This window comes from Thermohahella caldifontis (assembly GCF_041153465.1).
GTDB lineage: Bacteria > Pseudomonadota > Gammaproteobacteria > Pseudomonadales > Oleiphilaceae > Thermohahella > Thermohahella caldifontis.
The window spans coordinates 1,544,353-1,558,549 of sequence record NZ_CP154858.1; the positions used below are offsets into that span (position 1 = coordinate 1,544,353).

At 60.8% G+C, this 14,197-nt stretch carries 15 protein-coding genes; 5 read left to right on the top strand and 10 right to left on the bottom strand.

Annotation, left to right across the window (positions count from 1 at the left end):
- Positions 1-2: 2 nt before the first annotated feature.
- The 7 genes from lepB to rpoE are packed head-to-tail and all read right to left on the bottom strand — an operon-like array spanning position 3 to position 6,668.
- Positions 3-806: a signal peptidase I gene (gene lepB, locus AAIA72_RS07580; RefSeq protein ID WP_369602795.1), complete on the bottom strand. Its 804-nt coding sequence runs from the start codon at positions 804-806 to the stop codon at positions 3-5.
- A gap of 9 nt (positions 807-815) precedes the next feature.
- A complete protein-coding gene (gene lepA, locus AAIA72_RS07585) occupies positions 816-2,615 on the bottom strand; it encodes a translation elongation factor 4 (RefSeq protein WP_369602796.1) in 1,800 nt (599 codons plus the stop codon).
- A 56-nt stretch (positions 2,616-2,671) separates the two neighbouring features.
- The gene (locus AAIA72_RS07590; RefSeq protein ID WP_369602797.1) at positions 2,672-4,021 is read right to left on the bottom strand and encodes a Do family serine endopeptidase; all 1,350 of its coding nucleotides are present in this window, start codon (positions 4,019-4,021) and stop codon (positions 2,672-2,674) included.
- Between the two features lie 44 nt (positions 4,022-4,065).
- Positions 4,066-4,494: a SoxR reducing system RseC family protein gene (locus AAIA72_RS07595; protein ID WP_369602798.1), complete on the bottom strand. Its 429-nt coding sequence runs from the start codon at positions 4,492-4,494 to the stop codon at positions 4,066-4,068.
- Positions 4,491-5,450 (bottom strand): MucB/RseB C-terminal domain-containing protein, encoded by a 960-nt coding sequence (locus tag AAIA72_RS07600; protein WP_369602799.1) that lies wholly within the window; start codon positions 5,448-5,450, stop codon positions 4,491-4,493. Before AAIA72_RS07600 ends, AAIA72_RS07595 begins: the two co-directional genes overlap by 4 nt.
- Before the next feature lies 1 nt (position 5,451).
- Positions 5,452-5,988, bottom strand: coding sequence for a sigma-E factor negative regulatory protein (locus AAIA72_RS07605; RefSeq protein WP_369602800.1), 537 nt, complete (start codon positions 5,986-5,988; stop codon positions 5,452-5,454).
- Positions 5,985-6,668, bottom strand: coding sequence for an RNA polymerase sigma factor RpoE (gene rpoE, locus AAIA72_RS07610; RefSeq protein WP_369602801.1), 684 nt, complete (start codon positions 6,666-6,668; stop codon positions 5,985-5,987). The genes AAIA72_RS07605 and rpoE overlap by 4 nt, the downstream gene beginning before the upstream one ends.
- A 145-nt stretch (positions 6,669-6,813) precedes the next feature.
- Between rpoE and nadB the strand changes: the two genes are divergently transcribed.
- The 5 genes from nadB to AAIA72_RS07635 all read left to right on the top strand — a co-directional run bounded on the left by nadB (position 6,814) and on the right by AAIA72_RS07635 (position 10,839).
- Positions 6,814-8,430 (top strand): L-aspartate oxidase, encoded by a 1,617-nt coding sequence (gene nadB / locus AAIA72_RS07615; RefSeq protein WP_369602802.1) that lies wholly within the window; start codon positions 6,814-6,816, stop codon positions 8,428-8,430.
- Between the two features lie 15 nt (positions 8,431-8,445).
- A complete protein-coding gene (locus AAIA72_RS07620; protein ID WP_369602803.1) occupies positions 8,446-8,706 on the top strand; it encodes a succinate dehydrogenase assembly factor 2 in 261 nt (86 codons plus the stop codon).
- Positions 8,690-9,136 (top strand): hypothetical protein, encoded by a 447-nt coding sequence (locus AAIA72_RS07625; RefSeq protein ID WP_369602804.1) that lies wholly within the window; start codon positions 8,690-8,692, stop codon positions 9,134-9,136. Before AAIA72_RS07620 ends, AAIA72_RS07625 begins: the two co-directional genes overlap by 17 nt.
- Positions 9,123-9,923, top strand: a complete 801-nt coding sequence (locus AAIA72_RS07630; protein WP_369602805.1) for a folate-binding protein YgfZ — start codon at positions 9,123-9,125, stop codon at positions 9,921-9,923. The genes AAIA72_RS07625 and AAIA72_RS07630 overlap by 14 nt, the downstream gene beginning before the upstream one ends.
- 76 nt (positions 9,924-9,999) lie before the next feature.
- Positions 10,000-10,839 carry an HDOD domain-containing protein gene (locus AAIA72_RS07635; RefSeq protein ID WP_369602806.1) on the top strand — a complete coding sequence of 280 codons (840 nt, stop codon included), beginning with the start codon at positions 10,000-10,002 and terminating at the stop codon, positions 10,837-10,839.
- Here AAIA72_RS07635 and ung read toward each other — a convergent pair whose 3' ends face one another.
- The 3 genes from ung to prfB form a co-directional block, all read right to left on the bottom strand.
- Positions 10,840-11,544 carry a uracil-DNA glycosylase gene (gene ung / locus AAIA72_RS07640; RefSeq protein WP_369602807.1) on the bottom strand — a complete coding sequence of 235 codons (705 nt, stop codon included), beginning with the start codon at positions 11,542-11,544 and terminating at the stop codon, positions 10,840-10,842.
- On the bottom strand, positions 11,544-13,073 hold the full coding sequence (gene lysS / locus AAIA72_RS07645) for a lysine--tRNA ligase (RefSeq protein ID WP_369602808.1): 1,530 nt from the start codon (positions 13,071-13,073) through the stop codon (positions 11,544-11,546). The genes ung and lysS overlap by 1 nt, the downstream gene beginning before the upstream one ends.
- A 24-nt stretch (positions 13,074-13,097) precedes the next feature.
- Positions 13,098-14,193, bottom strand: a protein-coding gene (gene prfB / locus AAIA72_RS07650) for a peptide chain release factor 2 (protein WP_369602809.1) whose coding sequence is annotated in 2 segments (ribosomal slippage) — positions 13,098-14,120 and positions 14,122-14,193 — 1,095 coding nt in all. Because the reading frame shifts where the segments join, the coding sequence is not laid out codon by codon here.
- Positions 14,194-14,197 lie beyond the last annotated feature (4 nt).

Genomic DNA, 14,197 nt, shown 5'->3' on the forward strand with positions numbered 1-14,197 from the left:
TCTCATTGAATGGTTCCTGCCCGACTGAAAGACGGCAGGGAAAACAGGGACTCCCAGTGCATCCAGATGAAAAAGGCCTTGCCTACCAGATTCTTCTCGGGCACAAAGCCGATAAAGCGACTGTCCCGGCTGTTGTCCCGGTTGTCCCCCATCATGAAATACTGGCCTTCGGGCACCACATAACGACCATCTCCGGATATCGCATGAGGAATACGGGTGATGATCTCATGTTTCACACCCAGAAGATCCTCTTCGTACCAGATCTCGCGCGGCTGATCCGGCGGCCAGGCCTGCAGCAGCCGCTTCGCAACCGTTTTGCCGTTGATTTTCAGCGTATTGTTGTACACCTCAATCACATCACCTGGCAAGCCGATGAGTCGCTTGATGAAATGGGTCTTGTTGTCCTCGGGATTGTAGAAGACCACTACATCCCCCCGTTGCGGCTCACCCGTTTCCAGAAACTTGGTCTGCAGAACGGGCAGCTTGAGCCCGTAGGCAAACTTGTTGACCAGAATGTAGTCACCCACCTGAAGGGTCGGCAGCATGGATCCGGACGGAATCTGGAAGGGCTCCACAATCCAGGAGCGGATCACCAGCACCACCAGCAGCACCGGGAAGAAGCTGCGGCAGTTTTCCACCAGCCAGGGCTCGCCCGGCCGTTTGCCATCCTCATCCGGACTGACAGGCAACCCCTGAGCCGCCCTTTTCTGACGCCGGCGCGGTGCAAAGAACCAGGCGTCCACCGCCCAGACCAGCCCGGTGCCCAAGGTCAGCAATGTAATCACCAGAGAAAAATCAATATCCATGCCTGTCCTTTACTTGTCCACTTTCAACACGGCCAGGAAGGCATCCTGCGGGATCTCCACCTTGCCCACCTGCTTCATGCGCTTTTTGCCTTCCTTCTGCTTGGCCAGCAGTTTCTTCTTCCGGCTCACGTCACCGCCGTAGCACTTGGCCAGCACGTTCTTGCGCAGCGCCTTGACCGTGGTTCGCGCCACGATCTGGCCGCCGATGGCGGCCTGAACCGCCACATCAAACATCTGACGGGGAATCAGCTCCTTCATCTTCTCGGCCAGTTGCCGCCCCTTGTACGGGGCATTGTCCTTGTGCACGATAAGCGCCAGCGCATCCACCTTTTCACCATTGATGAGAATATCGAGCCTCACCAGTTTTGCTGCCTGAAAGCGCACAAAATGGTAATCCAGCGAGGCAAATCCGCGTGACACGGACTTGAGCCGGTCAAAGAAGTCCAGCACCACCTCGGCCATGGGCAACTCGTAGGTCAGGGACACCTGATTGCCGAGGAACTGCATGTTCTTCTGCACACCCCGACGCTCGACACAGAGGCTGATCACATTACCCAGATAATCCTGGGGCACAAGGATGTTCGCTTCCACGATGGGTTCGCGCATTTCCTCGATCAACCCAGGATCCGGCAGGCGGGAGGGGTTGTCCACCTTGAGCACTTCACCGCGCTTGGTCACCACCTCATACACCACCGTGGGTGCGGTGGTAATCAGATCCAGGTTGTATTCCCGCTCCAGACGTTCCTGAATGATTTCCATGTGCAACATGCCAAGGAAGCCGCAACGGAAGCCAAAGCCCAGGGCATCGGATACCTCCGGCTCATAGAAGAGGGAGGCATCATTCAGCGTCAGCTTTTCCAGCGCATCCCGGAAATCGTCATAATCTTCCGAATTGACCGGGAACAGCCCGGCGTACACCTGCGGCTGCACTTTCTTGAACCCGGGCAGGGCCGGTACGTCCGGTGTATTGGCATGCGTCATGGTATCGCCCACGGGCGCACCATGAATGTCCTTGATCCCCGCAACAACGTACCCGACTTCACCCGCACGCAGCACATCACGCTCGAGGCGCTTGGGCGTAAACACACCCACCGCATCCACGATCTCCGTCTTGCCGGTGGACTTGATCAGAATCTTGTCCCCCTTCTTCAGGGCACCATTCTTGACACGAACAAGGGAGACCACGCCCAGATAGTTGTCAAACCAGGAATCAATGATCAGGGCCTGCAAGGGCGCATCCGGATCTCCTTCCGGTGCGGGAATCCGCCTGACAATTTCCTCAAGCACGTCTTCCACGCCCATGCCCGACTTGGCGCTGCAAGGGATCGCATCCTGGGCATCAATACCGATAATTTCCTCGATTTCCTTGCGTACCCGCTCCGGCTCGGCCTGCGGCAAATCCATCTTGTTCAGTACCGGAACCACCTCCAGCCCCATTTCAATGGCCGTATAGCAGTTGGCCACGGATTGGGCTTCCACGCCTTGTCCGGCATCCACCACCAGCAGTGCACCCTCGCAGGCCGCCAGCGACCGCGAGACCTCGTAGGAAAAGTCCACGTGGCCCGGCGTATCGATAAAGTTCAGCTGGTAGGTCTGGCCATCTTTGGCCGTGTAATTGAGCGTCACGCTCTGTGCCTTGATGGTGATGCCCCGCTCCCGCTCGATATCCATGGAGTCGAGCACCTGCTCTTCCATTTCACGGTCGGCGAGACCACCACAAATCTGGATAAAGCGGTCAGCCAGCGTGGATTTGCCGTGGTCGATATGGGCAATGATGGAAAAATTTCGGATATGACTGAGGTTACTCACCAAGGACTCTCACTGTGGACAGACGAAGCCGCGCAATTTTAGCCTATTTGTCCGGCCTAATCACCCGATTCCGCCCCATCCTGTGCGCCAGCCCCCGGCATGACGGCAAAAAACAGCTGACCCGCACGGTATATGCGTACCCATTGCTGCCGATCCGGCCGGTAGTACTGGTTCCAGTCATCCGGAGAGGTCAACGGCTGACCATCCAGAGAAATGAGCACATCATCCGGTGCCAGCACTCCGGACAGGGCACTTCCTGTTTCAATGGCGGCCACCCGGACTCCCCGGCTCAGTCCCAACGCTTCAAGTGCCTTCGCATCCAGCGCGACCAACTCCAGCCCATGCATGCCTGCACCATCAGCAACAACCGCATCCCCTTCAAGCTCTCCCAGCGTCAGAGTAACCCGGCTCTCCTTGCCATCCCGCCAGACCGTCAGTTCAACCTGATCACCCGGTGCCTGCCCCCCCACCAGCGGTGGCAGCTCATTGGAGCGCATCACTTCCTGGCCGTTGAGCGCCAGGATCACATCACCTTCCCTGAGGCCCGCGGTGGCTGCGGGTGACCCCTTCAGCACGGAGCGCACACTGGCCCCCTGAGGCCGGGACATGCCGAGGCTCCGGGCCTCTTCTGCGGATAGATCATCGATGACCACACCCAGCCATCCCCGGCGCACGACCCCCTCGGTCTGCAACTGCTGCACCACTTTCATGGCCACATCCACGGGAATTGCGAAGGAGACGCCCATGAAACCGCCCGAGCGGGTGTAGATCTGCGAATTGATTCCCACCACTTCCCCGTTCAGATTGAACAGCGGGCCGCCACTGTTGCCCGGGTTGATGGCCACGTCCGTCTGAATGAAGGGGATGTAATTTTCATTGGGCAGAGCGCGCCCGAGCGCACTGACAATGCCTGCCGTGACACTGTGTTCGAAACCGAAGGGGGAACCAATGGCCAGCACCCATTCACCCACCTTGAGGGTGTCACTCTTGCCGATCCGGACTACCGGCAGATGGTGACCTTCGATCCTGAGTACAGCCAGATCCGAACGCTTGTCCTTGCCCAGCAGCTTCGCTTCAAACTCACGCCGGTCACTCAGCCTGACAGTAATGCGCCTGGCACCTTCCACAACATGAAGATTGGTCAGGATCACGCCTTCTTCGGAGACGATGAAACCGGATCCGGTCGATGGCAGTGCAGGCGGCGTGTCCGGGTCCGGACGCCCGAAGAAGTGCTTGAGAATCTCACCGGGAGAGCCGTCGAGCTGACTCAGATCTGCCTGGGTACTGATATTGACCACGGCAGGCGACACCTGCTCCACCAGCACCGTAAAATCCGGCAGCTCCCGCGCACTGGCGTGCAAGCCCGCCAGCAGCAGTGATCCGATCAGAAAAAGAATCCGCATCATGCCCGCTCTTTTCAATGCCCTGTCCTGAGCATAGCACAGACCTTTCAGCAGCGGCGCAGTATCCTGGGTTCCAGATTGGCCGCACGCGGACTCTGCGACTGAAGCCGGCGCACCAGCATCAGCCCGACACCCATCCCCGCAAGCGCAGACAGCAATTGCACGCCTTCCGGCCAACCATTGTGCGCACCCGTTACCGCCCCGGCCACCAGACCCGCCAGCGGCAGAAGATACTGCGTCACCGCTCCGCGCACCAGCGCCTCTTCGGGCAGGCCGATTTCCACCTGATCCCCGGGCCTGAGCGGCTCATCGGTACGGATCTCGATCCGGCAGGTTGCGCCTTCCCGCAAACCCGCCACCGCACCGCTCGGACAGCTGTCGCGTGCTTTACAATGGCTGCAGGAACTCTGCTGACGGGTCTCCACCCAGACACGTCCCGGTGCCGTCTCGCGAACGATGCCTGTCTCCCTGATCATGCATTTCCCCCCACTGAATCGGCCACCTTGCGGGCCGTCGGAAGCGGGACCTCGCCCACCACCGTCACCCGCATGGCCTTGCCGGCCACCTTGCGTACCGTCGTATAGGCAGCAGAGGCCCCCACCCGCATGCCGCCTTCGGGCATACCGCCCGCCAGGGGCTCAACAAATACGGTCAGCGATGCCAGACCATCCGTATACGTTTGCGCCATGTCAGCCATCGGGTCCGGACTGGCCGTGACTTCTGTCGTGGCGCGGACAAATCCGGCCGGCAGCCAACCGGGTGCCCATGACTTCATTGCACCGGGCCTTGACGCATCCGCCGTTGAAGTCACGTGCCTGACCACCCCCTGCCCCTTGGGCACCTCAAACAAGGCATCGTCCAGTTCAGGGTTCAGCCGCAGCTCCGTGAAATGAAAACGCTCCAGCGGTTCACCATCGGTATCCACAATCCAGGATTTCACCAGCAGCCCGGTGGACGCCTCCAGCCACAGATCATAACTGTAGCGATCCGCATCCCGCGCCCTGAGCTGCAGGTGGACGACCGTCGCACCCGCCACCCGCTCATGCCCGATGACCCGGACATCATAAAAGCGTTCCATGGGCTCCACCCCGAGGATGGCACCCCCGAAGGGCCCGCCCGGCAACGCTTGCCGCAAGGCGACCTGCTTGTTGTCCGGAAAGATGCAGATGACCTGGTTGCCGTTGCGCACAATCTCGCGACGGTCACCATCCAGTGCGATCAGGCGCTCCTGCTCCACACCACCGACATAGCGATGCAGGATGCGCATGCTGGTCATGTCCCGGCCCCGGCTGTAAACAAACACACCTTCAAACGTCGCCTGCTGACGGGCCTGGGACATTTTCATCAGCCAGTCGCGGGCCTCGGGTGCCATCGCGGCTGCCTGCAGCGGCAACCAGAGCACCAGCCAGATGAACCACTTCAGTTTCGGCACTTCATTCTCCCAACGGATCTGCACTGTTCAGGCGCGCGTAGGCGATCAGCTGACCGCTGTTCATGGCGGAATACTGCAGGTGTTTCATCAGATAGGCCTGAAGCTGCGGCTGAACCGCAGGATCCAGTTCGGCCACCTGACCTGCCGCATCGGGCCCGACCGGTTGTGCCAGCCAGACCCCGGCCACGAGTACGGCCGCCGCGACTGCGCCCCCCAGCCAGCCCAGCCAGCCGGATCTGACCTCGGTCGGTACGCTGTCCGGCAATGCCGTCGCTGCAGGCGCCGCCCGGATCGGCGCCTCCCTGCCGGCAGCCGGTTCATCCTCGCCATCAAGAGCCGCGTGAATGCCCGCCAGCAGATCTACCGTTGCCCAATCAGACTCTTCTTCCCGCAAAACGGCACGCACCTGATGGTACCGGGACCAGGTCGCCTGCAAGGCCTCCTGATCGCCCTGCATCAGCATGCGGCGGACTTCCAGCTCGGTGGCTTCATCATCCATCAGCGCAGACAGGGTTTCTTTCATGCGTTCATCACTCATAGCGAATGTCCTCCCGGTACGGGACGCTGTCCCTCGTCGGATAACAGGGGCGCGATGGCCTTGTCCACCGCCTCACGGGCCCGGAAAATGCGCGATCGCACCGTACCCACCGGACACCCCATGATGTTTGAAATATCTTCATAGCTCATGCCATCGAACTCCCTCAGGGTCAATGCCACGCGCAGCTCCTCCGGCAAGGCGGCGAGGGCCTCGTGAATGGCGCGCCTGAGCTGGTCCCGGCGCATGGCCGCTTCCGGACCATCGTGAGTTTTCAGTCCCTCGCTGCCGCTGTAGTGCATGGCATCCCCCGCATCCACATCCGTGCCGGGCGGCCTCCGGCCTGCCGCGGCAAGATGATTCTTGGCCGTATTGGCAGCAATCCGGTACAGCCAGGTATAGAATCCGCTGTCTCCCCGGAACCCGGGCAGCGCCCGGTAGGCCTTGATGAACGCCTCCTGCGCCACATCCATGACCTCATGCGGATCCTGAATGAAGCGTGCGATCAGCGCCATGATCCGGCTCTGATACTTGCGCACCAGCAGATCAAAGGCCCGGCGGTCTCCCTTCTGCGCACGCATGACCAGTTGCTCGTCAGTGGGCGAATGCACTGTTTCCGTCACATGGTCTCTCCCGGTGCGCAGATTCGTATTCAGATACACGACCCGGCTGGTTGCAGGCATTTCCCCTCACTCCCGATTCATCACTCGTGGAGGTTTGACCCGCTTTTCCGCGCCAGGTTCCCCGGCATTTCACTTCCGGGGCTTGTTCACAGCTTTGCGAGTGATAGTATACCGCAATTGATTGACAACGCCTGCACGGACACTCATGACCGACTCTCTGGATTTCGACGTACTGATCATCGGCAGCGGTGCCGCCGGACTGACCACGGCACTGAACCTGCCAACAGATGCCCGGATTGCCGTGGTCTCCAAGTCCAGCTTGGCCAGCGGCGCCACACTCTGGGCACAGGGCGGCATTGCGGCGGTACTGGATGACCGGGACAGCCTCGAGGCGCACATTCAGGACACGTTGCGTGCAGGTGCCGGACTCTGTCATGAAGATGCCGTGCGCTTTACGGTTGAGCATGGCCGGGAAGCCATCGAGTGGCTGATCAGCCAGGGGGTGGACTTCACCCGAGACGAGTCCGACAACAATGGTCTGGGTTACCACCTCACCCGTGAGGGCGGACACAGTCACCGCCGGATCATCCATGCGGCGGACGCCACCGGCCGGGCCGTCTCCAACACCCTCGTGGACCGGGTTCAGGAGGCCCCCCACATCACCCTGCTGGAGTACCGCACCTGTGTGGATCTCATCACCCACGCCAAACTGTATCTGCCCGGCAACCGCGTGGCAGGCGCCTATCTTTACAACCGTCGCACCGGCAAGGTGGAAACCGTCAGGGCACGCTTCGTGGTGCTCGCCACCGGCGGCGCCAGCAGCGTTTACCTGTATGCCAGCAACCCGGAGGTAGCCACGGGAGACGGGATTGCCATGGCCTGGCGGGCCGGCTGCCGGGTGGCCAACATGGAATTCAACCAGTTCCATCCCACTTGTCTTTACCACCCGGATGCCCGCTCGGTGCTGATATCCGAGGCGGTCAGGGGCGAAGGCGGCGTGCTCCGGCTCCCCAACGGGGAGCGCTTCATGGCGCGCTTTGACGAGCGGCTGGAGCTGGCCCCGCGCGATATCGTGGCCCGCGCCATTGACCATGAAATGAAGCGGCTGGGCGCCGACTGCCTGTATCTGGACATCTCCCACAAGCCGACAGACTTCATCAAGAGCCACTTCCCGACGATCTATGAAACCTGCCTGGAGTACGGGATCGACATGACGAAGGAGCCGATCCCCATCGTTCCGGCGGCCCATTACACCTGTGGCGGCGTGATGACCAACCTGAAGGGTCAGACCGATCTGCCCTACCTGTACGCCGTGGGTGAAACCGCCTTCACGGGACTGCACGGCGCCAACCGCATGGCCAGCAATTCCATTCTCGAGTGCCTGGTGTTCGGTAAGGCCTGTGCCGAGGACATTGCTGCACGCCTGAACCGGGTGCCGGAAACACCCCCTCTGCCCGACTGGGATGAATCTCAGGTGACCGATTCGGATGAAGACGTGGTCATCTCCCACAACTGGGACGAGATCCGCCGCTTCATGTGGGACTACGTGGGCATTGTGCGCACCAACAAGCGGCTGCAGCGCGCCAAGCACCGGATCGACCTGCTGCAGCAGGAAATTCGTGACTACTACAGCAACTACCGTGTCGGCAATGACCTGCTGGAGCTGCGCAACCTGGCCGTGGTGGCCGATCTCATGATCTGCTCGGCCATCGCCCGCAAGGAAAGCCGCGGCCTGCACTACACCCTGGATTACCCGGGCACCAGTGACCGCCCGCAGGACACCATTCTGACCCCGATCAACCATACCCGCGATGCGTGGTAACAGCGGAGAAATGTCATGACAACCCAAGAAGATCTGGTCTACAAGCGACTGCGCTGGCACAGCCGCCGCGGCATGCTGGAACTGGATGTCCTGCTGATTCCCTTTCTGGAAGAAGCGTATCCGTCGCTGCCCGAGGATGACCAGGCCAGGTACCGCAAGCTGCTGGAGTGCGAGGACACGGATCTCTTCCACTGGTTCATGCAGAAGGGAGAGCCGGACGATCCCGATCTGAAGCGCATCGTCAGGATCATCCTGGATCGTGTTCAACCCGATTGAATTACCCGTTTTCGCCTCGCGCCAGCTCACGGCCTCGGGCCTGCTGATCTGGCTGACCATGGTGGCCGGCGTGGTCCAGACCAGCCTTGCGCTCTGGGCTCAGGCCGCACTGGTCGTGCTGGGCACCCTTCCGCTCCTTTCCGTGATATGGCATCAGGGATTTCAGGCCAGCCCGCGGAGCATCACGCACGTTCAGTATCTCTGGCATGACGGCACCCATTACGCCATCCTCAGTACGCGGTCCGGCCGGCAAATCAATGCCCGCGTGCATCCGGACACACGCATCCTGGGAACCTGGGTCATACTGCTGACCCACCACCCTCGCCACCAGATCATCCTGCATCCCGGCAATACGGATGTTGACGCTTTACGGCGCTTGCGGGTAGCCTTGCGCTTCCAACCGGGAGGGGAAGACCATGTTCGTGCGTAACGATCTCACTGCGCTCACACTTGAAGGACCGGATACTCAACGCTTTCTGCAGGGACAGCTGACCTGTGATGTCAACGCGCTGGCACCCGGCCAGTCAGTCTGGGGCGGCTGCTGCACGCCCAAGGGGCGTCTGGTGGCCACCTTCCTGCTGGCCCGAACCGGCGAGCACCAGTTCGTGCTTGTCGTGCCTGACAGCATGACGGACCTCCTTCAGGCCCACCTGAACAAGTACCGGGTATTCTTCAAGACCAACTGGCAGACCACCACCTGGAACCTGGTCTGCACCGACGCGGACACCCAGCCACCGGCGAGCGGAACATCCCTGCCCGCACCCGGTGGCTGGTCACAATGCCTGCAAGCCGCCAATGGCCTGCCGGAAGTGCCCGAAGACGTCCTCGCCCGGCTGCAGGTTGCGGAAATCAGGGCCGGGTTTCCGGTCATCCTGCCGGCCACCACGGAGCTGTTCCTGCCGCAAGCCGTGGGCCTGGACCACCTGGGCGGCGTCAGTTTCAGCAAGGGTTGCTACACGGGACAGGAAGTGGTTGCCCGGGCACGCTACCGGGGCAAGGTCAAGAAGGCCCTCTATGTCCTGCAGACGGATGCGCCCTGCGACCCCGGAGCACGCATCGCCGGTGACAGGGATGAGGCCTGGGGTACCGTATTGCGCTCAGCCGAAGCGGATGGCATCACATGGACTCAGGCGGTGCTCGACCGGCCCCCTGAAGGCGTGGCGCTCCGGGCCGGCAATGCACGGGTAATCGACTGTCAGCCCGCCCCCGGTCAGTAACGAATTTCAACAGCAAATGCACACTCCATCTGCTATAACTGTAGCAGTGACTTGATACCCAACTCAGGATGCCTGCATGTCTGCTGAACTGATTCAGAAAATCCGGACTGACATTATCGAAGCCATCAAGGCAGATCGCCTCGTGCTGCCGACACTGCCGGAGGTGGCCCTCAGGATCAAGGAAACGGCGGAAGATCCGGAGGCGTCCGTCGCCGAACTGGCCAGCATCATCAGTTCCGATGCCGCCATGACGGCCCGCATCATCCGGGTCTGCAACAGCCCGCTGTTTCGCGGCAGCCGTGAAATCACCAGCCTGAACATGGCCGTCAGTCGTCTGGGCATGGAGTATGCCGCCAACCTGGCCATCGGACTGGCCATGGAGCAGATGTTCCAGGCCACCACAGACATGATTGACCGCCGCATGCGCGAAATCTGGCAGACCAGCACGGAAGTGGCCGGCATGGCCAACGTCCTTGCCCAGCGCTACACGCGCCTGAAACCCGATCAGGCCACACTGGCGGGGCTGGTTCATTACATCGGGGCCCTGCCGGTGCTCGCGTACATCGAGGAAAATTCCATTGCCATCAACAATGTCATTCTGGACAACCTGATTGACACCCTGCATCCGGCCATCGGCGTGCGGATCCTGCGCACCTGGGACTTCCCGGAAGAGATCCAGATCGTGCCCAAGGCACACCTGGACTTCAAACGGGAGCGCCCCGAGGCGGATTATGCGGATGTGGTCATGGTGGCCAAGCTGCAACGGGTCGCCGGGACCGACCACCGCTGGACGAAGCTGGACTGGAACGAAATCAGCGCCTTCCGGCGCCTGGGCATTGATCCCAATGAGGTTCAGGGCGAGGCCGAGGATCTGACTGCCGAAATGGAAGCTGCCATGGCCCTGCTGAACGGCTGATCAGTCCGGCAGCTGCCAGTCAATCGCCGGCATGCCGCGGGACTGAAGCCAGGCATTGGTCTTCGAAAAGTGCCGGCACCCCAGAAATCCCCGGTGTGCCGAAAGGGGTGACGGGTGGGGCGCACGCAGTACCAGATGCCGCGACGTATCCACCCGCGCCCCCTTCTTCTGGGCGTGACTGCCCCAGAGCAGGAAGACCAGCCCCTCACGCTCCCGGTTCAGATGATCAATCACCTTGTCCGTGAACAGCTCCCACCCCCGGCCCTGGTGCGCACCGGCCTTGCCCTGCTCCACCGTCAGCACTGCATTGAGCAGCAGAACTCCCTGCGCGGCCCAGTGACTCAGGCAACCGTGGGACGGCTGCGGAATGCCCAGATCTGCCTGCAATTCCTTGAAAATATTGACCAGACTGGGCGGAGGCTGAATTCCCTTCTGAACGGAGAAGCACAGACCATGGGCCTGCCCGGGCCCGTGATACGGATCCTGCCCCAGAATCACGACACGCACCTGATCAAAGGGCGTACTGTTGAGCGCATTGAAACAACATTCCCGCGGCGGATAAATCACCTTGCCGGCACGACTCTCGGCGGCCAGAAAGGCCGCCAGCTGCGCCATGTAGGGCGCCTCGAACTCAGGTTCGAGACGCTCGCGCCAGCCCGTGCCGGGCTGCAGGGATTCAAACAGCCAGGCGGTGACCCGGTCCATCAGCCGTCCTTGCGCGGACGCATGTGCGGGAACAGGATCACATCCCGGATGGAGGGCGAATTGGTCAGCAGCATGACCAGCCGGTCAATACCGATCCCCACGCCCGCCGTGGGCGGCATGCCGTGCTCCAGTGCGGTGATATAGTCCGCGTCAAAGAACATGGCCTCCTCGTCCCCCGCTTCCTTTTCAGCCACCTGCTTGCGGAATCGCTCGGCCTGATCTTCCGGATCGTTCAGCTCCGAGAAGCCGTTGGCCAGCTCGCGCCCGCCAACAAAGAACTCGAAGCGGTCGGTCACGAACGGGTTGGCGTCATTGCGCCGGGCCAGTGGCGAGACTTCGGTCGGATACTCGGTAATGAAGGTGGGCTGCATCAGACGGTGTTCAACCGTCTTCTCGAAGATCTCGATCTGCACCTTGCCGAGGCCCCAGGTCTCCTTCAGCGGAATCCCCAGGCTTTCAGCAAACCTGCGCGCGCCCTCCGGATCCGAAAGCTGTTCTGCCGTGATCTCCGGATTGAAGTGCAGGATGGACTCGAATACCGTCATGCGCCGGAACGGCTGTCCGAAATCATATTCGATGGTTTCGGCCTCATCTCCTTCTCCGACGGTATTGACGAACCGGGTGTCGCCCAGGACTTCCTGTGCCACCGTGCGCAGCATCTCCTCGGTGAGGTTCATGGCGTCCTGATAGTCGGCATAGGCCTGGTAGAATTCCAGCATGGTGAATTCCGGATTGTGGCGGGTGGACAGCCCTTCGTTCCGGAAATTCCGGTTGATCTCGAACACGCGCTCGAAACCGCCCACCACGAGGCGCTTGAGATAGAGCTCCGGCGCAATGCGCAGGTACATCTCGATATCCAGGGCATTGTGGTAGGTCACGAACGGACGTGCCGTGGCACCACCCGGAATCACCTGCAGCATGGGGGTTTCCGCCTCGATGAAATCACGCGCGGTCAGGAACCGGCGAATGGCCTCCACCGTGCGTGAACGGATCTGAAATGTACGCCGCGAATTCTCGTTGACGATCAGATCCAGATAGCGCTGACGGTAGCGCATTTCCGTATCGGTCAGCCCCTTGAACTTGTCCGGCAGCGGGCGAAGCGCCTTGGTCAGCAGACGTGCATCATCCATGTCCACATATAGATCGCCCTTGTTGGACTTGCTCAGGCGGCCTTCCGCGCCGACGATATCCCCCAGATCCCAGGTCTTGATCTGAGCCAGGGTCTCTTCCGGCAGGGCCTTCCGGTTGACGTAGAGCTGAATCTGCCCGGACATGTCCTGAATGACGATGAAGGCACCCCGGTTGCGCATGATACGCCCGGCCACCCGGACACGAATGCCACGGTCTTCCAGCTCTGCCTTGTCCATGCCGGCATACTTGCCCTGCAGCTCCGCACAGAGGGTGTCCCGCTTGAAGTCATTGGGGAATGCCTGCCCCTGCTCGCGCAGGGCCTTGAGCTTGGCCTTGCGTTCGGCAATCAGTCGGTTCTCTTCTTCTGTCAGCGCTGCTTGGGTCTTTTCGTTGCTCATCAGTCAGGTCATCTCACGTTAGGGTTACAGCCCTTTTTTCAGGCTGGCCTCGATGAAGGCATCCAGATCGCCGTCCAGAACGGCCTGTGTATTGCTGGTCTCGACGCCGGTACGCAGATCCTTGATCCGTGACTGGTCCAGCACATAGGAACGGATCTGGCTGCCCCAGCCGATATCGGCCTTGGTCTCTTCCAGCGCCTGAGACGCTTCGCGCCGCTTCTGCATCTCCAGCTCGTACAGCTTGGCCTTGAGCTGTTTCATCGCCTGATCCTTGTTCTGGTGCTGGGATCGGCCACTCTGACACTGCACGACAATGCCCGTTGGGTTGTGCGTGATGCGGACAGCGGACTCCGTCCGGTTGACGTGCTGTCCTCCGGCACCCGAAGCGCGATAGACATCAATCCGCAGATCAGCCGGATTGATTTCAATTTCCACGCTGTCATCAATTTCCGGCGATACGAAGACGGAAGCAAACGACGTATGGCGGCGATTTCCGGAATCGAACGGCGACTTGCGGACCAGGCGATGTACACCCGTTTCCGTACGCAGCCAGCCAAAGGCATACTCGCCCACCACATGGATGGTGGCACTCTTGATGCCCGCCACTTCACCTTCGGAACATTCGATCAGTTCGGTCTTGAAGCCCCTGGATTCGCACCAGCGCAGATACATGCGCAACAGCATGTTGGCCCAGTCCTGCGCTTCCGTGCCGCCGGAACCGGCCTGAATATCGACATAGCAGTTGTTGGCATCCATTTCGCCGGAAAACATGCGACGAAACTCGAGCTTCTCCACACGCTCTGCCAGCTCGGACAGCTCGGACTGGACATCACCGAGCATGGATTCGTCGCTTTCCTCGACGGCCATGTCCAGCAGCTCCTCCAGATCATCGAGCCCCTGGGTGACGGTATCCACGGTTTCAACAACCGCCTGCAGTGACGAGCGCTCGCGCCCCAGATCCTGGGCCCGCTCCGGATTGTTCCAGACATCCGGGTCCTCAAGCTCGCGCTCGACCTCGGTCAGACGCTCTTTCTTGGTATCGTAGTCAAAGATACCCCCTAAGCGCTTCAATGCGCGCACGGAGATCCTTGATCTGGTTCACAATCGGATTGATTTCCACAGTC